Source organism: Achromobacter sp. LC458 (assembly GCF_001005835.2).
GTDB lineage: Bacteria > Pseudomonadota > Gammaproteobacteria > Burkholderiales > Burkholderiaceae_B > Achromobacter > Achromobacter spanius_B.
This window is the reverse complement of record NZ_LBHW02000023.1, coordinates 63,524-88,354: the sequence shown is the minus strand read 5'-3', so window position 1 is coordinate 88,354 and position 24,831 is coordinate 63,524. Positions and strand designations below refer to the sequence as shown.

Below are 24,831 nucleotides of genomic sequence, written 5' to 3'. Positions count from 1 at the left end.
ATCCCGAGATCGCCATCCAGGAAGCCAAGAAAAAGCGCGAGCAGGAAGAAAAGGCAAAGCAGGCCGCTGAGGCCAAGGAAAAGGCGCGCCTTGAAGAAGAGCGCAAGCAGGCAGAACTGAAAGAAAAGAAGCGCCTGGAGCAAGAACGCCAGGCGGCTGAGAAGGCCGCTGCCGAGAAGGCGGCCGCTGAAAAGGCCGCTGCCGACAAGGCTGCCGCCGAGAAAAAGGCCAAGGAAGACGCCGCCAAGAAGGCTGCCGCTGAAAAGGCTGCTGCCGACAAGGCTGCTGCCGAAAAGGCGGCCGCTGACAAAGCCGCTGCCGAAAAGGCCGCTGCCGAGAAAGCCGCCGCCGCCAAGAAGGCAGCTGCCGACAAGGCGCTCAAGGATGCATTCCGCAACGACGCGCTGGGCGCTGCCGGCATTCCCGGCGGCACGGCAGACCGCAACCAGGCGGGCGGCGGACGCGACAATGGCTACGCCGCCAAGGTCCGCGCCTGCATCCTTCCCGGCGTGGCTTACCAGCCCCCGCCGCGCAACGGCTCGGCCAATCCGACCGCACAATACCGGGTACAGTTAGGCACTGACGGGAAGGTTAACGGCGTGACCCTGACCGATTCTTCGGGCAACCCGGCATTCGACCGCGCGGTCGAAACCGGTATCCGCCGCTGCAACCCCTTCCCCAAGCCCTCCACGGGCGGCTACGACAAGTTCATTGACGTAGTGCACAAAATGTATGATTGACAGGAGATTGATGAATATGACTCCCGCTTATAGCCGACGAGGTTCCCTCCTCGCTCTCTGGCGATCGTATGGGCTCGGTTTGCTGATGCTTGCGCTGTGCCTGATGGCCGCCAAGCCCGCCCATGCGCAACTGCGTGTCGATATTTCCGGCACCGGCGCCACGCAATATCCGGTAGCGATCGCCGACTTTGCCGTTGACGACACCCACGGCCGCGCCCTGGCCGAAGTGATTCGCGCCGACCTGACCCGCACGGGCCAGTTCCGCCTGATCAACGCCGCGGGCTCCGGCTTGAATGTTGATTCCCCCATCGCCCATGACGACTGGCGCGGCAAAGGGGCCGACTTCCTGGCATATGGCAGCATCACCCGTGGCGCCGATGGCCGCTACGACGTCCGCTACCGCTTGGCCGATACGGTCAAGAAAGGTCAGCTGGATGGCGTGGCATTTTCGGGCACGGAGCAGGAACTGCGCCGCGTCGCTCACCAGATCGCTGACCGCATCTACGAAAAGATCACCGGCGTTCGCGGCGTGTTCTCGACCCGCATCGCCTACGTGCTGAAGAAGGGTGCCACCTACGAACTGCAAGTGGCCGATGCCGACGGGCAGAACCCGCAAGTTGCGCTGCGCTCGCGCGAGCCCATCATTTCGCCCTCGTGGTCGCCCGACGGATCCAAGCTGGCCTACGTGAGCTTCGAGTCCGGCAAGCCCGTTGTTTACGTGCACACGCTGGCTACCAGCGCCCGCGTACCGGTGGCGAACTTCAAGGGCAACAACAGCGCACCCGCTTGGTCGCCCGACGGCTCCAAGCTGGCCGTGGCCCTGACGCGCGATGGTTTGTCGCAAATTTACATCGTTGGAGCGTCGGATGGCGCCAATCCCACGCGAGTTACGCGTTCTCCCGGGATTGACACTGAACCGACCTTTACGCCAGACGGTGCTTCCATTATCTTTACGAGTGACCGCAGCGGCGGGCCGCAAATCTATCAGACCGGCTCGACAGGTGGCGAAGCTCGCCGCCTCACGTTTAATGGTGGTTACAACATATCACCCCGAATTTCCCCCGATGGATCGACGCTGCTGTACGTTGCAAGACGCGACGGCGCGTTTCGAATCGCGTCGTTGAACCTGTCCTCAGGCTCCGAATCCTTGATCACTGATGGTCGTGACGATCAGTCGCCAAGTTTCGCGCCGAATGGCATGCAAGTCCTTTACGCCGCCATCCAAAATGGACGTAGCGTACTTGCGGGTGTTTCGAGCGATGGCCGCGTACGGCAGACGCTTTCGGTACTGAACGGGGAAATACGTGAACCGACTTGGGGCCCATTTACCCGATAACACGTGTGACTCTCTTTGCAAAGGAACTATCATGAAGTCGCGCATTGCCAAAAGCCTGACCATTGCCGCTCTGGCTGCCACTCTGGCAGCTTGCAGCTCCGTCCCTCTCGACGATAAAGCGGGTCAGGGCGGAGGCGCTGGCCAAGGATCTTCGGCCTCTGGCCAAATCCTTGATCCCTTTAACCCCCAAAGCATCCTGGCGCAACAGCGCTCGGTGTACTTTGATTTCGACAGCTACACCGTGTCGGACCAGTACCGCGGCTTGGTCGAAACCCACGCCCGCTACCTGGCTTCGCACCAGCAGCAGAAGGTCAAGATCGAAGGCAACACCGACGAACGCGGCGGTGCTGAGTACAACCTGGCCCTGGGCCAGCGTCGTGCAGACGCCGTGCGTCGCATGATGACCCTGCTGGGCGTCAGCGACAACCAGATCGAAACCATCAGCTTCGGCAAAGAAAAGCCGAAGTCGACGGGTACGTCGGAAGCCGACTTTGCTGAAAACCGCCGCGCCGATATCAACTATCTGCGTTAAGCTTTTCGCTTAAGTCCAAGAGCCCTACCACGCGTCGGGACGGTCAGCCGGCCGTCCCGACGTTTGTTTTTATACCCGGGAATATTCATGCGCGATAAAGTTCTGTCCCTGCGTCCTCTGATTGTGGCCTCCGGCCTTGTGCTTGCGGCATTGGCGGCGCCCGCCCACGCTTTTTCCGACGATGAGGCCCGCAAGGCCATCCTGGATTTGCGCCAGCAGGTGCAGCAGCAGAACGAGCAAAGCCAACGGGCCAAGCTGCAACTGGCTGATCAGATTCAATCCCTGCAGCAAGAAGTCGCGCAGTTGCGCGACCAGCTCGAATTGGTGTCGCGCCAGCAGCCCAGCGCCAAGCCGGGTGCCCCCAGCGGCACCAACCCGCCGGGCACCGCCGCCGGCGATCCGCAGGAACAAGCCGCCTATGACGGCGCCATGGACCTGTTCCGCAAGGGCCAATACAAGGAAGCCGCCGAATCGCTGGCCGCTTTCACAGCCCTGTACCCGAACAGCCAACTGGCCCCCAGCGCGCAGTTCTACCTGGGAAGCAGCCGCTACGGCATGAAAGACTTCAAGGGCGCCATCGAACAGTTGACCGCCATGGTCCAGAAGTCGCCCGACAACGCGCGCGCCCCTGACGCCTTGCTCATCATCGCGGGCGGTCAGATCGAACTGAACAACCGCGCGGGCGCCAAGGCCACCTTGCAACGCATCGTGCGCGACTACCCCAACGCCCAAGCCGCCAGCACGGCCAAGAGCCGCCTCCAACTGCTGCAGTAATGCCAAACGCCGCAAGCGCGGTCAGCGCCTATCGGCGCATCGTGCGCCGCCGCGCGGGGCTTATCGCCCTGCTGCTGGCGGCGATTTTCATTGCGCTGCTGATTGACTTCACCATCGGCCCGTCGGGCCTGCCATGGCGCGAGCTATGGCTGACCCTGACCACGCCCGCGTCGGCGGATGCGACGGTACGCGTCATTGTCTGGGACATACGCCTGCCCTCCGCGCTGATGGCCGCGCTGGTCGGCATGGCGCTGGGTTTGGCCGGGGCCGAAATGCAGACCATCTTGAACAACCCGCTGGCCAGCCCTTTCACGCTGGGCGTCTCGTCTGCCGCCGCGTTCGGCGCGTCGCTGGCCATCGTGTTGCAGCTTGGCGTGCCCGGCATTCCGGACGCCTGGCTGATCGCCGGCAACGCTTTTCTGTTTGCGATGTTTGCGGCTTTGTTGCTGGACGTCGTGGCGCGCTGGAGCGGCATGAACACCTCGGGGGTGGTGCTGTTCGGCATCGCCATGGTGTTCTCGTTCAACGCCCTGGTGTCGCTGGTGCAATTCCTGGCCAGCGCCGAGGCCCTGCAAAGCCTGGTCTTCTGGACCATGGGCAGCCTGTCCCGCTCCAACTGGACAACGGCCGGCGTGCTGGCCCTGGCCATCGCCGTGGCCATGCCCCTGGCAATGCGCCAGTCGTGGAAACTGACGGCGCTGCGGCTAGGTGAAGATCGCGCGGCCAGCTTTGGCGTGGACGTACGCCGCGTCCGGGTTGCCGCGCTGGCGCGTGTCAGCCTGCTCTCTGCGCTGGCGGTGGCATTCGTGGGCACCATTGGTTTCATCGGCCTGGTCGCGCCGCACATCGCACGCCGGCTGTTCGGCGAAGATCACCGCTTTTACCTGCCCGGCAGCGCGCTGGTGGGCGGGCTGATTCTGTCGCTGGCTTCCGTCGTTTCCAAGAACCTGATGCCAGGCGTCGTCGTGCCGGTTGGCATTGTGACGGCGCTGGTCGGCATTCCTTTTTTCGTGGCGGTCGTGTTGCGCCGACAACTGCCATGACGCGGCAAGCCGCCCTGAACGTACACGATCTGAACGCGGGCTATGGCCGCGAGGACGTCCTGCATGGGCTGTCCATCCCGTCGCTGGTGGCGGGCGAAGTTACTGCCCTGCTTGGGCCGAACGGCAGCGGCAAGTCCACCTTGCTCAAGGCACTGGCAGGGCTGGTTCGCACTCGCGGCGGCAGCGTCATGCTGGAGGGCCAGGACATGACCCGGCTCGGCGTGGGCGAACGCGCCCGTCACATGGTGTACCTGCCGCAAAGCCTGCCGGCCGCTGTGCACTTGCGGGTGTTTGAATCGGTGCTGGTGGCGGCCAGGGCCAGCCGCGATGCCCTGGCGCCGCCGCTGCAATTGTCGGATATCGACCGCCTGCTGGCGCGGCTGGGCATAGCCCACCTTGCGCTGCATTACCTGGACGCGCTGTCGGGTGGCCAGAAGCAACTGGTGGGATTGGCGCAAGCGCTGATCCGCCAGCCGCGCGTTCTGCTACTGGACGAGCCCCTGTCCGCGCTGGACCTGAATTACCAGTTTCACGTGATGCGGCTGCTCAAACAAGAAACCCAGGAACACGGGCTGATCAGCGTTATCGTGCTGCACGACCTGAACGTGGCTTTGCAGCACGCAGATCGCGCGGTGATGATCCAGCACGGACGACTGCACGCGCAAGGCGCGCCTGCCGACGTGATCACGCCCGAATCCCTGGCGGCGGTGTATGGCGTGCAAGGCCGTGTCGAAGCGTGTTCGCGCGGGCTACGCCAGGTGCTGATCGACGGGCTTAACGAACGCCCCCGTTAGCCCACCGTGGACGCGTTCAGGCGCGCTCAGGCGCGTTGGGCGACGTCGACCACCGGCGCGCCCGTCATGTCGGCGAGCTGCTTGGGCGTCAGGTTGAAGACGGCGTGCGGGTGGCCGGCGGCGGCCCACAGACTGTCGTAATTGAATAAATCCGCGTCCAGCAGCATGACCGGCTTGACGGCATGCCCGATGGGGCACACGCCGCCAATGGCGTAGCCCGTCATGTCGCGAACGAACTTGGCATCGGCCTTGGCCAACGCGCCGACCTGTTCGGCCACCTTCGCTTCGTCCACGCGATTAGCGCCGCTGGCGATGACCAGCACCGGCGCGTTGTCGGACGCGCGTCGGAAAATGATGGACTTGGCAATCTGCGCCACCTCGCAACCCAGGCCCTGCGCCGCCTCGGCCGACGTCCTGCCGGATTGCGGCAGGACCACCACCGGCTTGTCATGGCCGATTTCCAATAACAGGCGGGCAACACGCTGGGCGGATTCGGGCAACGCGGCAAGCGATTCGGGGGACATCGTGCGGACTCCATGAAAGACGGGCGGCAGCGCTGCGGACGCTGCCTTGTTCAATGCCGATGACGAGTTTATCAGCGGCGCCCCCGGGGCGTGCACGGGCGTTCCAGCGCGTAGCCGGACGTTGGCGCGGGATCTTGCCATGGCCCACGCTAGAATGCGGACCTGGCTTTTCCGTTTATGCCCCTCATGCGTTCCGAACCCGTTCTTCCGCTGCAAACCGCCTTGATCGGCGGCTACGCCATGTCCTACACCGAGTACGGCAGCGGCGTGCCGCTGGTGCTGGTGCACGGGTCGCTGTCCGACTGCCGCTACTGGAAGTCGCAAATGGCACCGCTGGGCAACTCGTTTCGCGTGCTGGCGGTATGTCTGCGCCGCTATTGGCCGGAAAGCTGGGACGGTGAAGGCGACGGCTTTTCGATTGAGCAACACGCCGCCGACGTGCTGGAATTTATCGACACCGTGGCGGGCGGCCCCGCCCATCTGGTGGGCCATTCGCGCGGAGGCCGCGTCGCGCTGGAAGCGGCATTGGCCATGCCCGACGCGGTGCGCAGCCTGACGCTGGCCGACCCCGGCTTGCCCCTGCCCGGCGGCGACGATGCGCGCGGCGGCTTTCGCCAACGCGCATTGGCGCTGATCCGCCAAGGCGACGTCGAAGAAGGGCTGGCCCTGTTCGTGGACACCGTGACGGGGCCGAATACGTGGCAGCGCATGGTGCCGTGGTTCAAGGAGATGGTGCGCGACAACGTCGGCACGCTGTTTGGCCAGGCCGACGAAAGGCCGGAAGCGCTGACGCCACAGCAGATCGGCACCCTGAAGATGCCCACGCTGCTGATCGGTGGGGCGTTAAGCCCCGCCCCCTATCCGGCTGTCCTGGACGCCTTGTCCGAATGGCTGCCGCACGCGCACCGCGTAACGGTGGTGGGCTCGTCCCATGGCATGAACCTGGGCAACCCGCGCGTGTTCAACAACGCCATTCAGGAATTCATCGGCGGCTGAAAGCGGCAGCCGTTCGCGCCGACCTGGTTTGGTCGGCGCAAAACCAACGCCCCGGGCGCGCGCCACGCCCCTGCGCGCGTCGCCCCGTCCACGTCAGCGGCCGGCGCCCTGGGCCGCGATGATCTCCTGCGCTACCTGGCGCGGTGCTTCGGCGTAGTGCTTGAACTCCATCGTGTAGGTGGCTCGCCCCTGCGTCAGCGAACGCAACGACGTGGAATACCCAAACATCTCGGCCAGCGGGACCTCGGCGCGCACCACCTTGCCGCCCCCGCCCGCGATGTCTTCCATGCCCTGCACCATGCCGCGCCGCGAGGACAGATCGCCCATCACGTTGCCGGTGAAGTCCTCGGGCGTCTCCACCTCGACCTGCATCATGGGTTCCAGCAGCACCGGGTCCGCACGACGCATGCCTTCCTTGAACGCCATCGAGCCCGCCATCTTGAACGCGTTCTCGTTCGAGTCCACGTCGTGGTACGACCCGAAGAACAGCGTTGCCTTGACGTCCACGACGGGGTAGCCCGCCAGCACGCCGGCATTGAGCGATTCGCGGATGCCCTTGTCGACCGCCGGGATGAATTCGCGCGGCACCACGCCGCCCTTGATGGCGTCGACAAACTCGTAGCCCTTGCCGGGTTCCTGCGGTTCAAGCTTCAACACCACGTGGCCGTACTGGCCGCGCCCGCCCGACTGCTTGACGAACTTGCCTTCGACTTCGTTGCAGGCCTTGCGGATGGTTTCGCGGTAAGCCACCTGCGGCTTGCCCACGGTGGCTTCCACGTTGAACTCGCGTTTCATGCGATCAACCAGAATTTCCAGGTGCAGTTCGCCCATGCCCGAAATGATGGTCTGGCCAGATTCTTCGTCGGTGCGCACGCGAAACGACGGGTCTTCCTGCGCCAGCCGGTTCAGGGCGATGCCCATCTTTTCCTGGTCGGCCTTGGTCTTGGGTTCCACCGCCTGCGAAATCACAGGTTCGGGAAAGACCATGCGTTCCAGCACGATGATGTGGGCCGGATCGCTAAGCGTGTCGCCCGTGGTCACGTCCTTGATGCCCACCGCCGCCGCGATGTCGCCGGCGTACACCTCGGTGATTTCGCGCCGCTCGTTGGCGTGCATCTGCAAGATGCGGCCCAGGCGTTCTTTCTTGCCCTTGATGGGGTTGTAGACCGAGTCGCCCGACTTCACCACGCCCGAATACACGCGGAAGAACACCAGTTGGCCGACGAACGGGTCCGTCATGATCTTGAAGGCCAGCGCCGAGAACGGCTCGTTATCAGCCGGATGGCGTTCAATTTCACGGTCGCGCTCGTCGTGCCCCTTGATGGCGGGCACATCCACCGGCGACGGCATGTAGTCGATCACGGCGTCCAGCATGGCCTGCACGCCCTTGTTCTTGAAGGCGCTGCCACAGAGCATGGGCACGATTTCGTTGGCGATGGTGCGCGCGCGCAGGCCCTGCTTGATTTCCTCTTCGGTCAGGGTCTCGCCGGACAGGTATTTTTCAAGCAGCGTCTCATTGGCCTCGGCCGCCTTCTCGACCATCTTGTCGTGCCACTTCTGCGCCTCGGCCTGCATGGCTTGCGGGATGTCTTCGTACTGGAACTTCACGCCCTGGCTGGCGTCGTCCCAGATGATGGCCTTCATCTTGACCAGGTCGATCACGCCTTCGAAGTGGTCTTCGGCGCCCACGGGCAGCTGGATCGGCACCGCATCGCCTTTCAAGCGTTCGGCGATCTGGCGTTGCACGCGCAGGAAATCCGCGCCCACGCGATCCATCTTGTTCACGAAGGCCAGGCGCGGCACCTTGTACTTGTTGGCCTGACGCCAGACCGTTTCCGACTGCGGCTGCACGCCGCCCACTGCGTCATAAACCATGACGGCGCCGTCCAGCACGCGCATGGACCGTTCCACCTCGATGGTGAAGTCCACGTGGCCCGGCGTGTCGATGATGTTGATGCGGTGTTCGGGATAATTGCCGGCCATGCCCTTCCAGAAGGCGGTGGTGGCAGCCGATGTGATGGTGATGCCGCGTTCCTGCTCTTGTTCCATCCAATCCATCACGGCGGCGCCGTCATGGACTTCGCCGATTTTGTGCGTGATGCCGGTATAGAAGAGGATGCGCTCGGTGGTCGTCGTTTTGCCCGCGTCGATATGGGCGCTGATGCCGATATTGCGGTAAAGCTCGATACGCGTCTTGCGGGTCATGGCCTCTTCCTTGCAGGGAACCACTGGGCAGTACGGCAAGCCCGACCGGGCGCTGCCGCGGCGGGCGCCATGCCGCGTTTCGTAGGGGTAATGCGTAACCGCGCCCGCGCTGATGCGTAAATATTACGCGCGGCGCGTCAACTTTCAAGCTTTGCCACTACGCGCGATAAGGATTCACGATTCGTCCGGGGACACCCGCTCATCGCGGCCCCGGCTTCGTTGCCCGCGTGCACAAAAAAAGCCCCTCGGGTAGTAGAGGGGCTTCGGCGCGCCGCGCAGGACGCGGCGGCGAGAAACAAGCGCGCGCTATCTGCTACGCGCTTACTTCTTTTCTTCCTTGACGCGGTACACCAGCACGGCGGTGGTGGCCAGCGACAGCACCTTGGCCGTGACACTGCCCAGCAGCAGGCGCGACAGGCCGCTACGGCCGTGGCTGCCAATGAAGATCAGGTCGCAACCGGCGTCGGTCGCCGCTTGCACGATGCCGTCGGCAACGTTGAAGTTGGAGACGGCGCGCGCCTCGGACTTGACGCCGGCGGTGTCGGCGCGGTCGGTGATCTGCTTGAGGTACTTGTCGGCTTGCTCGGCCGATGCCTTCTCGTAGTCTTCGTCGGTAATGGCGTACGCAGCGGCCATGCCGTCGAAACCGATGGTGGCAGCGAACGGCTGGGTCACGTACAGCGCGACGACTTCGGCGCCAACCGAACGGGCGAACGAAATGCCCGCGTTGGCGGCTTGGGCCGACAGCGGCGAACCGTCGGTGGGAATCAGGATCTTCTTGAACATCTTGCCTGCTCCTGTTTGAGAGGAATCTTTATGCTACTGGAAAAGGCGCCTGGTTCACATCAACGGAACCCGGCGACATTGATGCACGTCAAGATTGGGTTCAGCTGCCCAGCTGCTGCGCGGCGGCGTACAAGTTGGTGCAGCGCGTACCGGTGCGGCAGTAGGCCAGCACGGGACCGGGCAGCGTCTTGAGCAATTCGGCGAATCGGACCACGTCGGACACCGTCATGGCGCTGCCGACCACGGGCTGATATTCGATCTTCAGGCCGGCCGCTTCGGCGGCCTTTGAGACGTCGGCGGCCGTGGGCTGATCGGGGCCGCCTTCGAAATCGGGGCGGTTGATGATGACGCTTTTGTAGCCGGCGGCTGCGACATCGGCCATGTCGTCAGGGCCGAGCTGCGGCGCAACGGCAAAATTGTCGGTCAGGGGTTTGATGGGTGCGGACATGGCGGTTCCTTCAGATAGATAGCTGCCTATTATTGATTGTAGGAGCCGTTTTGAGCGAACAGTTTTTCCAATTGGGTCCAGATCCGGCGGTCGTCCGCGATGGACACGGAAAAGCGCAGCATCGTGGACGGCGCCTGGGACGGTGAAAACAGCGTGCCCGGCGCCAGCAGCATCCCCTGGTCAGCGGCTTCACGCGCCAGCACCTCGCTATCGCGGCCGCAATCGGCCCAGACGAACATGCCCGCGTTCGGTTCGTGCGGCACCGTCAACCCCAGTTTCAAGAGCGTTTTCAGGCAGCGCTGGCGAGCCTCGTCCACGCGGGCGCGCACGCGCTCGATGTGGCGGCGGTATTGCCCTTCCATCAGCACCCGGTGGATCACGCGTTCGCCCAGTTCCGGCGACGTCAGGCCGGCCAGCATTTTCAGGTCGGCCAGCTTTTGCAGGATGTCGGGGTTGGCGGCCACATAGCCGACGCGCAGGCTGGCCGCCAGCATCTTGGAATAGCCGCTGACCAGGATGACGCGGTTCAGCCGGTCCAGCACCGCCAGCTTCATCGCGCCGCCGGGATGCAGCTCGCCGTAGGTGTCGTCTTCGACGATGACGAAATCGTGCCGTTCGGCGATGCGCAGGATGTCGTAGGCCACACCGGCCGACAGCGTGTGGCCGGTGGGGTTGTGCACGGCGCTGTTGATGATGAACAGCTTGGGCTTGTGCTCGGCGGCAAGCTGTTCCAGTTGCGCGATGTCGGGGCCGTCCGGCCCGCGCGGCACGCCGATCAGGCGCGCGCCAAACGCCGCCAGGCGCCCAAAGATGACGAACCACGCGGGGTCTTCCACCAATACGGTGTCGCCCGGTTTGACGAAGTGCCGGGCGATCAGGTCCAGGCCGTGCGTGACGCCGTTCGTGGTCAGCAAATTCAGCTCGGGGTGCGCGGGCACGCCGTCATTCTGCAGCGACGCCGCGATCTGCTGGCGCAGCGGGGCGAACCCTTGCGGGTGCCCGTAGCTGACCAGATTCGCGCGCACCGATCGACCTACCGCGCGCACCGCGCCGGCCACCATGTCAGGGTCCAGCCAGTCAGCCGGCAGCAAACCGGCCCCGCCCGGCATGCCCAGCGAACTGGTTTCGCGGAACATGCTGCGCAATAACCAGGCGATGTCGATACGCGCGGGCGGCGCCAGCGACGTGGCCGGCGCTGCGGCCACCGCCGCCAGCGGGCCGCTGCGTGCGCGCACAAAGAAGCCCGCGCCGCGTCGCGACTGCACCAGCCCGCGCGCGACCAGGCGGTCATAGGCTTCCACCACGGTGAAGCGGCTGACGCCCGACTGTTCGGCCATTTTGCGGATGGAAGGCAAGCGCGTGCCCGGGCGCAGGCCCTGTTCATCGATACGGCGGGCCAGGCCATCGGCCAGTTGCGTGACCAACGAGGCGTCGGCCTGACGCACTGGCATCCAGGGCAGGGAAGAGGCAGGAGGGGGAGGCGGAGCAACTGTCATGGGATTTGGACCAGGCCAGTGATTAAAGTGATATGCAAAAGTGTACCGGTACTGTACCGATAACTATGCGTAGAGTGACAGCAATACGAATGGCCCGCAACCACTCTTCCGTTCCTTTCAGAATTTTTTTGGCAACCATCATGTCCCGATCCGCGCTTTACCCCTCGGCCCAGACGGCGCCCGCCGCGCCACCCCCTGTCTGGGAAGGCTATGGCTACGGGTTCCTGGGTGTACTGGTCTTTTCGTTGACGCTGCCCATGACGCGGCTGGCCGTCGCGGAACTGGCGCCGCTGCTGGTGGGCCTGGGGCGCGCGTTGGTGGCGGCCGTACCGGCAGTGGCCCTGCTGTGGATCACGCGTAGCCGACGGCCGACGCGGCAGGAATGGCCGGGCGTCATCCTGGCAGCGCTGGGCATAGTGGTGGGGTGGCCGCTGGCCTCGTCGCTGGCGATGCAGACCGTGCCGTCCGCACAGGGCGCGGTGTTCAATGGATTGCTGCCGCTGTCGACCGCCGCATTTGCCGCGCTGCGCAGTGGCGAGCGGCCGTCAGCCGCCTTCTGGGCCTGGGCCACGGCCGGCGCGGCCCTGGTCACGGTGTATGCGCTGCGCCAGGGCAACGGCACGTTGACCACCGGCTATCTGTGGCTACTGGTTGCCGTGGTGCTGGGCGGCATGGGTTACGCCGAAGGCGGCCGCGCGGCGCGTACGCTGGGCGGATCGCGCACCATCTGCTGGGCGCTGGCGATCAGCGCGCCGGTGGTAGCGGCGCCCGTGGGCTGGATGGCGGCGCAGGCCCACTGGCCCAGCGCGGCCGTGGTGTCCGCTTGCGCGTATCTGGCGTTCGGATCTATGTTTTTAGGGTTCTTCGCGTGGTATCGCGGCTTGGCCGTGGGCGGCATCGCCCGCGTGGGGCAAGTCCAGTTGTTGCAACCGTTCCTGACTGTCGTGGCGGCCGCATTGTTGTTTGGTGAATCCGTGGAGGCGTCGACGTTCGTGTTCGCCGCCACCGTGATCGCCGTTATCGCCGGCGGACGCCGCGCCATCGTAAGGACCAAAAAATGACTCTGTTCCCAACCCACTGGGCGGACGTGCCCCTGGCTTCCGCGTCGCTGTTGGGGCCGCTGGCGCTGTTCGCGCTGGTCAGCTCGATAACGCCGGGGCCCAACAACGTAATGCTGGCCTCGTCGGGGCTGAACTTTGGATTCCGCCGCAGCCTGCCGCATTTGCTGGGCGTGAACCTGGGGTTCACTTTGATGATCTTCCTGGTGGGCGTGGGCCTGGGATCGGTGTTCCAACAGGTGCCCGCGCTGTACACGGTGCTGAAATATGCCGGCGCGGCCTACCTGCTGTATCTGGCCTGGAAGATCGCCAATTCCGGCGACATGGAAGATGGCGAAGCGCGCGGCAAACCGTTCACGTTCCTGCAAGCCGCCGCGTTCCAATGGGTCAACCCCAAGGCCTGGGTGATGGCGGTGGGCGTCGTGGCCACCTACACGCCTCAGAATGGATTCTTTGCCAACCTGGTCATCGCCACCGTGGTGTGCGGCGTGGTCAACCTGCCCAGCATCGGCGTGTGGGTGACCTTCGGCACGGCGCTGCGCCGCGTGCTGCACAAGCCCTGGGCCGTACGCGCGTTCAACGTCGGCATGGCGCTGCTGCTGGTGGCGTCCCTGTATCCGGTGGCACTGGATTTGATGCATTAAGCCGAGGCCGCCCCGACAGCAGGCGCGGCCAGGGATGGCGGCCGGCAGCCTCGGGCAGCCTCTCATTGACGGGCGCGACACGTCCAGGAGTATGCTGACGGCGGAACCCAGCCGGCCCGACAGGGTCATATCGTCCATGCCCGCCCTGCCCCGTTTTTCCCCCCGCCGATTGTTCATTGCCGCCGTGCTGGCCGCCGCCAGCGTGGTCGGCTGCTCGCAGCTGGATTCCTGGCAACGCCAGACGATCTTTTCACCGCAATCCGAGCCCCAGACCTGGTGGCGCGAACCCGCCGCCGGCACCAAGGTCTACGACCTGGCGCTGGCCAACGGCGACAAGATTCGCACCTGGTATTGGCAAAGCCCCAGCGCGGGCGCGCCTACCGTGCTGTATCTGCACGGCGCGCGCTGGAATCTGAACGGCAGCGCCTTTCGCATCGATGGCTGGACCCGCATGGGCTATTCCGTGCTGGCCATCGACTATCGCGGCTTTGGCGCGTCCACCCCCCGCCTGCCGTCGGAAGAAAGCGCGTTGGAAGACGCCATGGCCGGCTTGAAAGAACTGGCCCGTCTGCAACCCGATCCCGCCCGCCGCTTCGTCTACGGCCATAGCCTGGGCGGCGCCATCGCCATCGACCTGGCGGCGCGCCCCGAGCAACCTGACTTTGCGGGGCTGATCGTGGAATCCAGCTTCACCAGCATCGGCGCCATGTTGGGCACGTTGCGTTGGGGCAAGGTCCCGGGCGCGGGGCTGCTGGTCACGCAGCCCTTCGATTCCGTGCAGAAGCTGGCGCAGTTGCACACGCCGATGCTGTTCATGCACGGCACCGCCGACCGTGTCGTGCCGCACACCATGAGCGACGAACTCTTCGCCGCCGCGCGCAACGTGGCGCCCGAGTTAAAGCGCCTGGTCAAGATCGAAGGGGCTTCGCACTCAGGCGCCTTCCGCAGTGGCCCGCAATACGACGCGGCCGTCAAAACCTTCATGCAGGACGCGTCGCGCGCCTACTCCCGTAAATCGGGCTGACGCGCGCCGGGAAAACCCGCTATCGGGAAACTCCCATATAAAAATATCTACTAAATATATTTAACGGATATTAGACTTTCTCCTGTTCGCCGCTCCCCCTTGAAGCGACGGCATCTTCAGGAGAAGCCAGTTGAGTAACGTGCGTTGGCAGGGCGTATATCCTGCCGTAACCAGTAAGTTCCACGCCGACGAATCGCTGGATTTCGAAGCCATGCGCAAGCATTTCGGCTTCTTGATCGACAACGGGGTTCACGGCCTGGTCACCTGCGGCTCGCTGGGCGAAGCCAGCACCCTTACCCTGGAAGAAAAGCTCCAAGTCACGCGCTGCGCTGTCGAAGTCAGCGCGGGCCGCATTCCCGTGCTGGCCAACGTGTCCGAGACCAGCACCCGCGAAGCAGTGCGATTTATCAAGGCAGCAGTCGAACTCGGCGTAGACGGTTTCATGCTGATGCCTTCGCTGATCTACGTCGCCGACGCGCGCGAGGCGATGCAAAGCATCCGCACCATGGCCGAAGCCGCGCAAAAGCCCTGCATGATCTACAACAACCCGGTTGCTTACCGCGTGGATCTGAAGCCCGAGCACATGGTCGAGCTGGCCGACTGCCCCTGGCTGGTCGCCATCAAGGAAAGCAGCGACGACATCCGCCGCCTGACCGACCTGCGCAATGCGCTGGGCACGCGCTATCAGCTGTTCATCGGCGTGGACGACCTGTCGTTCGAGGCGCTGGCGCTGGGCGCAGACGGGCTGCTGGCCGGTTTGGTGACCGCATTCCCCCGCGAAACCGTGGCGCTGTATGACCTGATGAAAGCTGGCAAGTGGCAAGAGGCGTTGGCGCTGTATCAATGGTTCACGCCGCTGTTGCACCTGGACGTTTCCACCAAGCTGGTGCAGAACATCAAGCTGGCCGAAACGCTGGCCGGCGTCGGCAACGAGCATGTGCGCAAGCCGCGCCTGCCCCTGGTCGGCGCGGAACGCGAGCGCTGCACCGCCATCATCCAGGCCGCGATAGCCAAGCGCCCCAAAGCCTACCAGTCGACGTAAGCCACCCCACCCGCCCGCGGCACCATCCCCGGAAGGCCGCGCGGCGCGGTGTTCCGGGGCCGCCTCCACGTACGCTCATCGGACACCATGCAAAGCGACATCATCCTTCAGACCCGTGGCCTGACCAAGGAATTCCGCGGCTTCGTGGCAGTCAATAACGTCGACCTGAGCGTGCGGCGCGGCGCCATCCATGCGCTGATCGGCCCGAATGGGGCGGGCAAGACCACGTTTTTCAACTTGCTGACCAAGTTCCACATCCCCACGCGCGGCGAAATCCTGTACGACGGCGTCGACATCACAGCAGAGCGCCCCGCCCAGACCGCGCGCCGGGGCATCGTCCGATCGTTCCAGATATCGGCCGTATTTCCGCAGCTGTCGGTGCGCGAGAACGTGCGCGTTGCCTTGCAGCGCAAGCTGGGCGTGGACTACTGCTTCTGGCGGTCGGAACGCACGCTGGAAAGCCTGCACCACCGCGTCGAGGAACTGCTGGACCAGGTCGGCCTGCGCACGCATCTGGAGGTGCCCGCGGGCGACTTGCCGTATGGCCGCAAGCGCACCCTGGAAATCGCCACCACGCTGGCGCTTGAACCCGAGTTGCTGCTGCTGGACGAACCCACGCAAGGCATGGGCCACGAAGACGTGGACCGCATCAAGCACCTGATCAAGCAGGTATCCGCGGGACGCACCATCCTGATGGTCGAACACAACATGAAAGTGGTGGCGGACATCTCCGACACCATCACCGTCTTGCAACGGGGCGAGATCCTGGCGGAAGGCCCCTACGCCACCGTATCGATGAACCCGGCGGTGCGCGAGGCCTACATGGGAGCCGACGATGAATAACGCCCCGGCCGGCGGGTCCGGAAACCTGCTTGAAATCCGCAACCTGCACGCCTGGTATGGCGAATCGCACATCCTGCATGGCATCGACCTGGACGTGAAGCCCGGCGAATGCGTGACGCTGCTGGGCCGCAACGGCGCGGGCCGCAGCTCGACGCTAAAAGCCATCCTTGGCCTGGTGGGCCGCCGCAGCGGCTCGATCAAGGTGCAGGGCCAGGAAACGGTGGGCATGCCCACTCACAAGATCGCGCGCCGGGGCATCGGTTATTGCCCTGAAGAGCGCGGCATCTACGCGTCACTGACCGCGGAGGAAAACCTCATGCTGCTGCCCTCGGTGGGGCCGGACGGCATGTCGGTGGAAGAGATCTACACGATGTTCCCCAACCTGAAAGAGCGTGCGCAAAGCCCCGGCACGCGGCTGTCAGGCGGCGAACAGCAGATGCTGGCGATGGCGCGCATCCTGCGCTCCGGTGCTCGCCTGCTGTTGCTGGACGAAATCACCGAAGGACTGGCGCCTGTGATCGTGCAGTCGCTGGGCCGCGTGATCCGGCAATTGAAAGAGCGCGGCTACACCACCGTGCTGGTCGAACAGAATTTCCGCTTCGCCCAGCACCTGGCCGACCGCCATTACGTCATCGAACATGGCCAGGTGGTTGCCGTGATCGACCGTGCCGACGTCCAGCAATCGCAGGACAAGCTGAACACCTTGCTGGGCATTTGAAGTTTTGCCGTATTGGTTTTTCCGTATTCCTTCCGACCGCAGTGCCCCTTCCTACACGGAGCGTAGTCAGATGAAATTGAACCGAATTGCAGCAGCGTTGCTAACCCTGGGTGTCGCCGGCGCCGCCCACGCGCAGGCAAAGATCAGCGACGACGTCGTCAAGGTGGGTGTGCTGACCGACCTGTCCGGCGTGTATTCCGACCTGGCCGGTAATGGCTCGGTGATCGCCGCGCGCCTGGCCGCCGAAGAGATGGGCAACAAGGTGCTGGGCAAACCGGTGGAAGTGGTGGCGGCAGACCACCAGAACAAGCCCGACGTCGCCGCCAACTTGGCGCGCGAGTGGTTTGACCAGGGCAAGGTCGACATGATCACCGACTTTCCCACCGCATCCACCGCGCTGGCCGTGATGGAAATCGCCAAGCAGAAAAACCGCGTGACGATGCCCTCGGCGGGCCTGTCCACCGCCATCCTGGGCGAAAAATGTTCGCCGCTGAATGCGCAATGGACCACCAACACATACGCGCTTGCCGCCGGCACCGCGCGCGCGCTGGTGCAAGAAGGCAAGAAGACCTGGTACTTCATCACGGCCGATTACACGTTTGGCCATTCGCTGGAAAAGGACGCAACGGAAGTCATCAAGGAAAACGGCGGAACGGTCGTGGGCGTGTCGCGCCACCCCTTCCCCGGCAACGACTTTTCATCGTTCCTGCTCAAAGCCCAGGCATCGAAGGCCGACGTGATCGCGCTGGCCAACGCGGGCAACGACACGGTCAACGCCGTCAGGCAAGCGAACGAATTCGGCATCAACAAGAAGCAGATCGTGGCGCCGTTGCTGACGTATATCTCGGACGTACACAGCATGGGCCTGCCCAAGGCGCAGGGCATGTACCTGACCGAAGCGTTCTACTGGGACTATGACGACGCCTCGCGCGCATGGGCCAAGAAGTTCTTCGAAAAAGCCAAGAAGATGCCGACCGCCTCGCAGGCCGGTGTGTATTCCGCCACGCTGTCCTACCTGAAGGCGATCGAAGCCGCCGGCACCGATGACGCGCCCGCCGTGATGGCCAAGCTGCGCGAGATGACCATCAACGACGCCGTGATCCGCAACGGCCATCTGCGCGCGGACGGCGCACTGGTGCACGACATGCTGCTCTTGCAGGTGAAAACGCCCGCGCAGTCCAAGGCCCCCTGGGACTACTACAACGTGAAGTCGGTACTCAAGGGCGAGGACGTGTTCCCCAAGCCCCAGGCCGCCTGCCCGCTGAACAAGTCCTAAGCCCGCGCCATGTTCGACATCTCGCTCCCCGCCCTGTTGGCCCAGTTGCTGATCGGGCTGATCAACGGCTGCTTCTACGCCATTCTCAGCATGGGGCTGGCCATCATTTTCGGCCTGCTCAACATCGTCAACTTCACGCACGGCGCGCAGTTCATGATGGCGGCGTTCCTGGCGTGGATCGGCTTCACGCAGCTGCCGCAATTGCTGGGCCCCGGCGTGCAGGTCAACTTCTGGGCCGCGCTGATCCTGGCGCCCCTGGTGGTGGGCGCGGTGGGCGTCCTGATCGAAAAGACGCTGCTCAAGCGGCTGTACCACCTGGACCACCTGTATGGGCTGCTGCTGACGTTCGGTATCGCGCTGATGATGGAAGGGGGCTTCCGTTACTTCTACGGAATTTCCGGAGTGGGCTATGAGCCGCCCGAGATCCTGCAAGGCGGCTTCGACCTGGGCTTCATGTTCTTGCCGGCGTACCGGGGTTTTGTGGTGGTGGCGTCGCTGACGCTGTGCATCGCGACCTGGTACCTGTTCGAGCGCACCCGCCTTGGCGCCATGCTGCGCGCCGGCACCGAAAACCCGAAGCTGCTACAGGCGTTCGGCGTCAATGTTCCGGTGATGATCACGCTGACGTACGGCTTCGGCGTGGCGCTGGCCGGCGTGGCGGGCGTGCTGGCCGCGCCCGTCATGCAGATCAACCCGTTGATGGGGTCCAACCTGCTGAACATCGTGTTCGCCGTGGTGGTGATCGGGGGGCTGGGTTCCATCATGGGCGCCATCGTCACCGGCCTGGCGCTGGGGCTGCTGGAAGGGCTGACCAAGGTGTTCTATCCCGAAGCGTCCACCGTTGTCGTGTTCATCGTGATGGCCGTCGTGCTGTTGATGCGCCCCGCTGGCTTGTTCGGCAAGGAGAAATAAGGTGTCGCGCATTCCGTTTTCCATTCGCATCCTGGCCTTGCTGCTGGTGCCCGCGCTGCTGGTGCCGTTCTTCCCCCAGGTCGTGTACCCGGTGTTCGTCATGAAGGTGTTGTGCTTTGCGCTGTTTGCGCTGGCCTTCAATCTGCTGACCGGGTTTACCGGCCTGGTGTCTTTCGGCCACGCCGCGTTTTTTGGCTGGGCCGGCTACGCGGCGGGGGAAATGATGATCCTGTTCGGCGCACGCGGCCTGCCGCCCGAGCTTGCCATTGTGTGCGGCGTGGCCATGGCGGCCGCCATCGGGTATGCGATAGGCTGGCTGGCCATCCGCCGCACCGGCATCTATTTCGCGATGATCACGCTGGCGCTGTCGCAGGTGGCGTACTTCATGGCGGTGCAGGTCGGCTGGACGCGCGGCGAGGACGGCATGCAGGGCATTCCGCGCGGCAAGTTCCTGGGGCTGGTGGACCTGAGCGTAGACACCAACATGTATTACTTCGCGCTGGGCGTGTTCGTGCTGGGCTTTCTGTTCGTCTACCGGGTGATTCATTCGCCCTTCGGGCAGGTGCTCAAGACCATTCGGGACAACGCGCCGCGCGCCATTTCGCTAGGTTACGATACGGATCGGTGCAAGCTGCTGGCCTTCGTGCTGTCCGCGTCGGTTGCCGGCCTGGCCGGCTCCCTGAAGGCGCTGGTGCTGCAATTGGTGGCCCTGAACGACGTGTCGCTGGCCACCTCCACCGAAGTACTGCTGATGACGCTGCTGGGCGGCATCGGCACGGTGTGGGGCCCTGTCGTGGGCGCTACGCTGGTGGTCAGCCTGCAGAACTATCTTGCCACCCTGGGCGATGTTGTCACCATCGTCATCGGGCTGATTTTCGTGTTGTGCGTGTCGTTCTTCCGACGCGGGTTCGTCGGCGAATGGCTGGCGTACACGCAGTGGCGCAAAACGAAGGAAAACAATAATTGATGGCAGGAGCAGAACCCAAACGACGCGCCGCGGACGTCGCCTACGACCAGATCGAAAGCATGATCGCCACCTTGCAATTGCAGCCTGGCAGCGCGGTCGTGGAAGCGGAACTTGTCGAGAAAACCGGCTTGGGGCGCACGCCCCTGCGCGAAGCATTGCTGCGCATGGTGGCGGCTGGCCTGATCCGCCAGGAGCCCCGGCGCGGCTTGCGCGTATCGATGATCCAGCTGGCCGACCACATGGATCTGATCCAGACGCGCCGCGCGCTGGAACAATTGATCGCCGCCAGCGCCGCCCGCCGCGCCACGCCCGCGCAGCGCACCCAGATCGTGGAATGCGCCGCGCAGATGATTCGCGCCTCGGAAGGCGGCAACCTTGACGACTACATGCACGCAGACCAATTGCTGGACCACGTCTGTCATCTGGCTTGCCGTAATGTGTCTGCCGTGAATGCGGTCGAACCGCTGATCATCCAGTGCCGGCGCTTTTGGTACGCCTATCAGCACGAAGGCGACATCGCGGAAGGCGCGCGCCGCCACATGCTGATGGCGCAAGGCATTGCCACCGGCAACGAAGCCGACGCCATCAAGGGCGCCGATTCGTTGATGGACTACCTGGAAATGTTTACGCGCAAGGTGATTGACGCGTAACGGCGGCAGCCCCCGCCGGCGCCACGGCCGGAGCGATACCGGCGGCGTCGGCCGGCGCGGCTTGCGCCTTGCCGCGTCCCAGCCATGCCATGACGCGCGGACGGGACCGGTCATAGGCCAAGTTGTACAGAAATGCATAGGGCAGATAGAACAGCACCAACGCGATATCCAGCACAAAGGCTTCCCAAAGGCTGATGTCCAGCCACCAGGCTGCCAACGGAATCACGATCAGGATCAGGCCCAGCTCAAATCCAAACGCGTGCACCACGCGCATGCGCATGTTGCGCACGAAGCCCAGGCGGTTTTGCAGGCGGTCGAAGCCGGCGTTGTAAATCATGTTCCAGACCAGCGCGATCCAGGCGATGACGGCGGTGAGCACGCCCATTTCGAACAGGGATTTGCCCATGGCCCAGGCAGCGGCCGGCGCGCACAGGCCGATGGCCAGGATTTCAAACAGGAAGGCGTGAAAAAAACGCTCTTTGAGCGTTTTGGTGACTTGCGTTTTTTGGGGAGGGGTGTGAGTGGCTTGCATGACCCGCCTGCGGTCGGTTTGTCAGAATGGAAGCGATTTTCCACGACATTTCCGTTACGATAAAGATACTATCCATCGGAATTCCCGATAGTCCATGCGCCACTCTCTTGAATCCCTGGCCGCGTTCGCCCAGGTTGCCTCTGAAGGCTCGTTTTCGGCCGCTGCCCGCAAACTGGGCAAGAGCCAGTCCACCATCAGCGAAACCATCGCCAACCTGGAAGTAGACCTTAACGTCACGCTGTTCAACCGCAGCCAGCGGCAACCCGCCCTGACCGAAGCAGGCCAGGTACTGCTGGGCCAGGCCTTGCAGGTGCTGGCCGCGAACGATCGCTTCAACCGCAGCGCCAATCAGTTGGCCGACGGGCTTGAGCCCCGGCTGACCGTGGTGCTGTCGGACACGTTCCAGTCCAAGACCTTTGAGAACATGCTCAGCCAGATCGACCAGCGCTACCCCGCGCTGCGCTTCGAATGCCTGATTGCGGAGTATGAAGACGTGGTGGCGTTGGTGCAGCAAGGCCGCGCGCACCTGGGCCTGATGGCGGCGCAAGACGACTACCCCCCGGACGTGGCGCATGCGACGCTGCCGGAACGATCCGAAATCGTGCTGTGCGTGGGTCGCGGCCACCCGCTAGCCGACCGTCCCGCCGTCAGCAACGACGAGCTCAAGACGCACCGCGAATTGCGGCTCAGCACTTACGAACTGGACGACAAGGACACGGCGCCGCCCCACGCAACGTGGTCCGCGCCCGGCTATCTGATGCTGCTGGAAATGGCCAGCCTGGGGTTCGGCTGGACCGAACTGCCTCGCTGGATGATTCAGCGTTTTGGCCGCGACCACTTGGTGGAACTGACGGTGCCCGGCTGGCCGCGCCACATACGCGTTGACGCCGTGTGGTCTACCCGCCGCGCGCTGGGGCCGGCGGGGGCATGGTTGCTGGAAAGCCTGACCCGGGCAGACAACACGCCGGCATGATGCCCGCGCGGCGTAGCGATCAGTGCGTGGGCAGACGTGAAATGCGCACGCCGTTGGCGTTCATCCAATCGCCCAGTTTGGGGCTGGCCAACACGTCGAATTCAGCGCGCCGTTGGCGCGACATGGCACTGCCCTCTTGGCTATTCATTGCGGGATGGCACATCAGCAGATCCCCATCGCGCGCATTGAACAGCCAGTTCTGCAGCAGGCCGGCATAGCGCCGCTTGCCGCCGTCGAATCCATACACGCCCAGCAGCCGGCGATTGGTGCGCAGGCCGTCGCGGCTTGCCTGACGCGCCAGCGCTGCCGCCCCCAACGCGCCGATGATGCGCGCCTTGATCGCTTCCTTCATGGGGATGCCGCTAAGCATGCCCGGCGCCGTCTGACGCAGCCACGGGCGTTGTTCGCCAAAGCGCCGCTTCAGTTGCGCCAGCACTTGATCGCGCACGCCCGGCAACTGGTGCACGTGTTGATGGCCGTCGATATAGTCGGGCGCGCGCCCCAGGGCGGCTTCAAAGGCGTCGAACTGGCGGTTCAATTGCGTTTGCACCCAGGCCGCGTCCAGTCGCCCTGTGTACGCGCTGATGATGAGCTTGCTCAAGGACGGCATCGGTTCGGCATCCGCGCCCAGCGACTCGGACAGGTTCACATGCAAGCCGATATCCACGTTGCGCGCGCCAAGCCGGCGAGCGTTGGCGGCAAACGTCGGGCCAAGCGACAAGCAGCTGACAGCGCTGATGCGCCCCATGTCGGCCAACGCAATCATGCCTTCATCGATGTCGGCATTCATGCCAAAATCGTCGCCGCAGACTATGACTCGTTTGCTCATTGCATTTCCTCGCAGTTCCATTCCACTTGGGCACTCATGCGCGCCTTGCTTCGTCAGATCAGCCTGTTTGTCGCCGTCGGATGCGCGGCTGCCGCCACCCATTGGGCGGTGGCTGTCGGCTGCGTCGAAGCCTTCGCCCTGCCCCCGCTGGCCGCCAACCTGATCGGCTGGCTGGTCGCCTTCGTCGTATCTTTTGCCGGCCACTATCGGCTTACGTTCAGACATGCCCAAATACCCTGGACCATAGCGATCCGCCGTTTCTTTTTCATTTCAGCGGCGGGCTTTTTCATCAACGAATCGGCCTACGCGCTGCTGCTGCACACCACCAGCATCCGCTACGACGTGTTGCTGGCATTGATCTTGATCGGGCTGGCGTTCGCCACGTTCATCGCGAGCCGTCTGTGGGCGTTTCGCAAGCCCACCGCGTAATGGTTGCGATGCAATGCAAGGCATTGACGGGTGCCCGCGCGCTGCGCGGCGGCGCAAGAATCAGAGGGGCCGCGCGCCGCTGTCGGCGGGCCGCCCTTGGCGGCGGCGCACCACGTACAGCGGCCGGCCTTTGACTTCGTCAAAGATGCGGGCAACGTATTCGCCCACCACACCCAACGAAATCAGATTCACGCCGGCAAAGAACAGCACGGCAGTGACGATGGTGGTCCAGCCAGACACGGGATTGCCCGACAGCAGATAATCGCCCACCAGATAAGCGGCGTAAGACATCGCCACCAACGCGAAAGCCACGCCAACCAGGCTGACCAAACGAAGCGGCCAGGTCGTGAAGGCGGTCAACCCATCCAAGGCCAGACGGAACAGGCGCAGCCCGCTGAAGCGGCTGTTGCCATGCATGCGTTCGTCCGGCGTGTAGGGCAACGCTTCGCCCTTGAAACCGACCCAGGCGTACAAACCCTTCATGAAGCGCGTGCGCTCGGGCAATGCGTTCAGCGCGTCGACCACGCCACGGTCCATCAGGCGGAAGTCGCCTGCGTGCGCCGGCACATCCACGCCGCGCGCGCTGCTCAGCAGCTTGTAGAACCACCGTGCGCCAGATCGCTTCAACCACGATTCGTCTTGACGCGTTTCGCGCACGGCATAAACCATTTCGGCGCCTGCCGCCCAGCGTGCCAGCATCTGTTCGATCAACGCCGGCGGGTGTTGCAGGTCGGCGTCCAGGCAGATCACCGCGTCGCCGGTGGCCGCTTCCAGCCCTGCGCTAAGCGCGGCTTCCTTGCCGAAATTACGCGATAGCTGGACGTAGCGAAAACCCTCGTGCTGAGTCCATTCGCCCATCAATGATTCCGTGCCGTCCGTGCTGCCATCGTCCGCCACGATGATTTCCCAGCGCGTGCACAGCGCCTGCAAACGGCTGCGCAACAGCGGCAACAAGACGCGCAGGTTTTCGGCTTCGTTCAGGCACGGGATGACGCACGTCACGCAGGCGTCGTAAGGCACCACGGCAGCCTTGCCGGACCAAAGCGCTTCCAGAGGATACGTTTTGGCCAGCACTTGCGAAGGAATCGGATCGGGCCGGTATTGGATGTGCATAAGACGAAAGGTCTGGGAATACGGGAATGCTATGACCGGCAGTATGCGTAGCGTCTCGTCGAATTTTCATGAAATGCCCGCAACACGGCGCCGAGGCAGGAACGCCCCCGCAGTTCCCTCTTCCGTCACTTCGCGCGCACCGGTTTT

The 24,831-nt window shown here is 64.0% G+C and carries 27 protein-coding genes; 19 read left to right on the top strand and 8 right to left on the bottom strand.

What is annotated here, in order from left to right:
- The 6 genes from tolA to YH64_RS19230 all read left to right on the top strand — a co-directional run.
- Positions 1–740, top strand: a 740-nt coding sequence (tolA, locus tag YH64_RS19255; RefSeq protein WP_143215442.1) for a cell envelope integrity protein TolA, incomplete at its 5' end; no start/stop codon positions are given.
- Between the two features lie 16 nt (positions 741–756).
- Positions 757–2,076, top strand: a complete 1,320-nt coding sequence (tolB, locus tag YH64_RS19250; protein WP_046806173.1) for a Tol-Pal system beta propeller repeat protein TolB — start codon at positions 757–759, stop codon at positions 2,074–2,076.
- 31 nt (positions 2,077–2,107) lie between these two features.
- Positions 2,108–2,608 carry a peptidoglycan-associated lipoprotein Pal gene (gene pal, locus YH64_RS19245; RefSeq protein WP_006217420.1) on the top strand — a complete coding sequence of 167 codons (501 nt, stop codon included), beginning with the start codon at positions 2,108–2,110 and terminating at the stop codon, positions 2,606–2,608.
- Between the two features lie 87 nt (positions 2,609–2,695).
- Positions 2,696–3,382, top strand: coding sequence for a tol-pal system protein YbgF (gene ybgF / locus YH64_RS19240; RefSeq protein WP_046806162.1), 687 nt, complete (start codon positions 2,696–2,698; stop codon positions 3,380–3,382).
- Positions 3,382–4,425: an iron ABC transporter permease gene (locus YH64_RS19235; RefSeq protein ID WP_046806161.1), complete on the top strand. Its 1,044-nt coding sequence runs from the start codon at positions 3,382–3,384 to the stop codon at positions 4,423–4,425. The genes ybgF and YH64_RS19235 overlap by 1 nt, the downstream gene beginning before the upstream one ends.
- Positions 4,422–5,219, top strand: coding sequence for an ABC transporter ATP-binding protein (locus YH64_RS19230; protein ID WP_046806160.1), 798 nt, complete (start codon positions 4,422–4,424; stop codon positions 5,217–5,219). The genes YH64_RS19235 and YH64_RS19230 overlap by 4 nt, the downstream gene beginning before the upstream one ends.
- 26 nt (positions 5,220–5,245) lie before the next feature.
- Here YH64_RS19230 and YH64_RS19225 read toward each other — a convergent pair whose 3' ends face one another.
- Positions 5,246–5,743 carry a YbaK/EbsC family protein gene (locus YH64_RS19225; protein ID WP_046806159.1) on the bottom strand — a complete coding sequence of 166 codons (498 nt, stop codon included), beginning with the start codon at positions 5,741–5,743 and terminating at the stop codon, positions 5,246–5,248.
- A gap of 186 nt (positions 5,744–5,929) precedes the next feature.
- On the opposite strand from YH64_RS19225, the gene YH64_RS19220 reads away from it, so the two are divergent.
- Positions 5,930–6,739, top strand: a complete 810-nt coding sequence (locus YH64_RS19220; protein ID WP_046806158.1) for an alpha/beta fold hydrolase — start codon at positions 5,930–5,932, stop codon at positions 6,737–6,739.
- A gap of 93 nt (positions 6,740–6,832) precedes the next feature.
- On the opposite strand, the gene fusA is transcribed toward YH64_RS19220, so the two are convergent.
- The 4 genes from fusA to YH64_RS19200 all read right to left on the bottom strand — a co-directional run bounded on the left by fusA (position 6,833) and on the right by YH64_RS19200 (position 11,623).
- Positions 6,833–8,944, bottom strand: a complete 2,112-nt coding sequence (fusA, locus tag YH64_RS19215) for an elongation factor G (protein ID WP_046806157.1) — start codon at positions 8,942–8,944, stop codon at positions 6,833–6,835.
- A gap of 321 nt (positions 8,945–9,265) precedes the next feature.
- Positions 9,266–9,730: a universal stress protein gene (locus YH64_RS19210; protein ID WP_046806156.1), complete on the bottom strand. Its 465-nt coding sequence runs from the start codon at positions 9,728–9,730 to the stop codon at positions 9,266–9,268.
- A 100-nt stretch (positions 9,731–9,830) separates the two neighbouring features.
- Entirely contained in the window at positions 9,831–10,178 is a 348-nt protein-coding gene (locus tag YH64_RS19205; RefSeq protein ID WP_046806155.1) for a TIGR01244 family sulfur transferase, read from the bottom strand.
- A gap of 29 nt (positions 10,179–10,207) precedes the next feature.
- Positions 10,208–11,623, bottom strand: coding sequence for a PLP-dependent aminotransferase family protein (locus tag YH64_RS19200; protein WP_223264965.1), 1,416 nt, complete (start codon positions 11,621–11,623; stop codon positions 10,208–10,210).
- Positions 11,624–11,814: 191 nt separating this feature from the next.
- Here YH64_RS19200 and YH64_RS19195 point away from each other — a divergent pair, with 191 nt between their 5' ends.
- From YH64_RS19195 to YH64_RS19150, 10 genes are all read left to right on the top strand, one after another.
- Positions 11,815–12,735, top strand: a complete 921-nt coding sequence (locus YH64_RS19195; RefSeq protein ID WP_046806153.1) for a DMT family transporter — start codon at positions 11,815–11,817, stop codon at positions 12,733–12,735.
- A complete protein-coding gene (locus YH64_RS19190; RefSeq protein ID WP_046806152.1) occupies positions 12,732–13,376 on the top strand; it encodes a LysE family translocator in 645 nt (214 codons plus the stop codon). The genes YH64_RS19195 and YH64_RS19190 overlap by 4 nt, the downstream gene beginning before the upstream one ends.
- A 136-nt stretch (positions 13,377–13,512) precedes the next feature.
- Entirely contained in the window at positions 13,513–14,400 is an 888-nt protein-coding gene (locus YH64_RS19185; RefSeq protein ID WP_046806172.1) for an alpha/beta hydrolase, read from the top strand.
- A 130-nt stretch (positions 14,401–14,530) separates the two neighbouring features.
- Positions 14,531–15,442 (top strand): dihydrodipicolinate synthase family protein, encoded by a 912-nt coding sequence (locus tag YH64_RS19180; RefSeq protein WP_046806151.1) that lies wholly within the window; start codon positions 14,531–14,533, stop codon positions 15,440–15,442.
- Between the two features lie 87 nt (positions 15,443–15,529).
- Positions 15,530–16,285, top strand: coding sequence for an ABC transporter ATP-binding protein (locus tag YH64_RS19175; RefSeq protein ID WP_046806150.1), 756 nt, complete (start codon positions 15,530–15,532; stop codon positions 16,283–16,285).
- Positions 16,278–17,003: an ABC transporter ATP-binding protein gene (locus YH64_RS19170; protein WP_046806149.1), complete on the top strand. Its 726-nt coding sequence runs from the start codon at positions 16,278–16,280 to the stop codon at positions 17,001–17,003. Before YH64_RS19175 ends, YH64_RS19170 begins: the two co-directional genes overlap by 8 nt.
- A gap of 70 nt (positions 17,004–17,073) precedes the next feature.
- Positions 17,074–18,279, top strand: coding sequence for an ABC transporter substrate-binding protein (locus YH64_RS19165; protein ID WP_046806148.1), 1,206 nt, complete (start codon positions 17,074–17,076; stop codon positions 18,277–18,279).
- Between the two features lie 9 nt (positions 18,280–18,288).
- Positions 18,289–19,191: a branched-chain amino acid ABC transporter permease gene (locus YH64_RS19160; protein ID WP_046806147.1), complete on the top strand. Its 903-nt coding sequence runs from the start codon at positions 18,289–18,291 to the stop codon at positions 19,189–19,191.
- Between the two features lies 1 nt (position 19,192).
- Positions 19,193–20,158, top strand: coding sequence for a branched-chain amino acid ABC transporter permease (locus YH64_RS19155; protein ID WP_052946069.1), 966 nt, complete (start codon positions 19,193–19,195; stop codon positions 20,156–20,158).
- Positions 20,158–20,808, top strand: coding sequence for a GntR family transcriptional regulator (locus YH64_RS19150; RefSeq protein WP_046806146.1), 651 nt, complete (start codon positions 20,158–20,160; stop codon positions 20,806–20,808). Before YH64_RS19155 ends, YH64_RS19150 begins: the two co-directional genes overlap by 1 nt.
- Here the strand turns inward: YH64_RS19150 and YH64_RS19145 are convergent.
- Entirely contained in the window at positions 20,783–21,340 is a 558-nt protein-coding gene (locus YH64_RS19145; protein ID WP_046806145.1) for a multidrug/biocide efflux PACE transporter, read from the bottom strand. The two genes, YH64_RS19150 and YH64_RS19145, sit on opposite strands and share 26 nt — an antisense overlap.
- A gap of 94 nt (positions 21,341–21,434) precedes the next feature.
- Between YH64_RS19145 and YH64_RS19140 the strand changes: the two genes are divergently transcribed.
- Positions 21,435–22,313 carry a LysR family transcriptional regulator gene (locus YH64_RS19140; RefSeq protein ID WP_046806144.1) on the top strand — a complete coding sequence of 293 codons (879 nt, stop codon included), beginning with the start codon at positions 21,435–21,437 and terminating at the stop codon, positions 22,311–22,313.
- 19 nt (positions 22,314–22,332) lie between these two features.
- Here the strand turns inward: YH64_RS19140 and YH64_RS19135 are convergent, their stop codons facing one another.
- A complete protein-coding gene (locus tag YH64_RS19135) occupies positions 22,333–23,142 on the bottom strand; it encodes a ChbG/HpnK family deacetylase (RefSeq protein ID WP_052946068.1) in 810 nt (269 codons plus the stop codon).
- A 36-nt stretch (positions 23,143–23,178) separates the two neighbouring features.
- Between YH64_RS19135 and YH64_RS19130 the strand changes: the two genes are divergently transcribed.
- Positions 23,179–23,571 (top strand): GtrA family protein, encoded by a 393-nt coding sequence (locus YH64_RS19130; protein WP_082134564.1) that lies wholly within the window; start codon positions 23,179–23,181, stop codon positions 23,569–23,571.
- A gap of 60 nt (positions 23,572–23,631) precedes the next feature.
- Here the strand turns inward: YH64_RS19130 and YH64_RS19125 are convergent, their stop codons facing one another.
- Complete coding sequence (locus YH64_RS19125) at positions 23,632–24,684, bottom strand: glycosyltransferase family 2 protein (RefSeq protein ID WP_046806143.1); 1,053 nt, start codon at positions 24,682–24,684, stop codon at positions 23,632–23,634.
- Positions 24,685–24,831 lie beyond the last annotated feature (147 nt).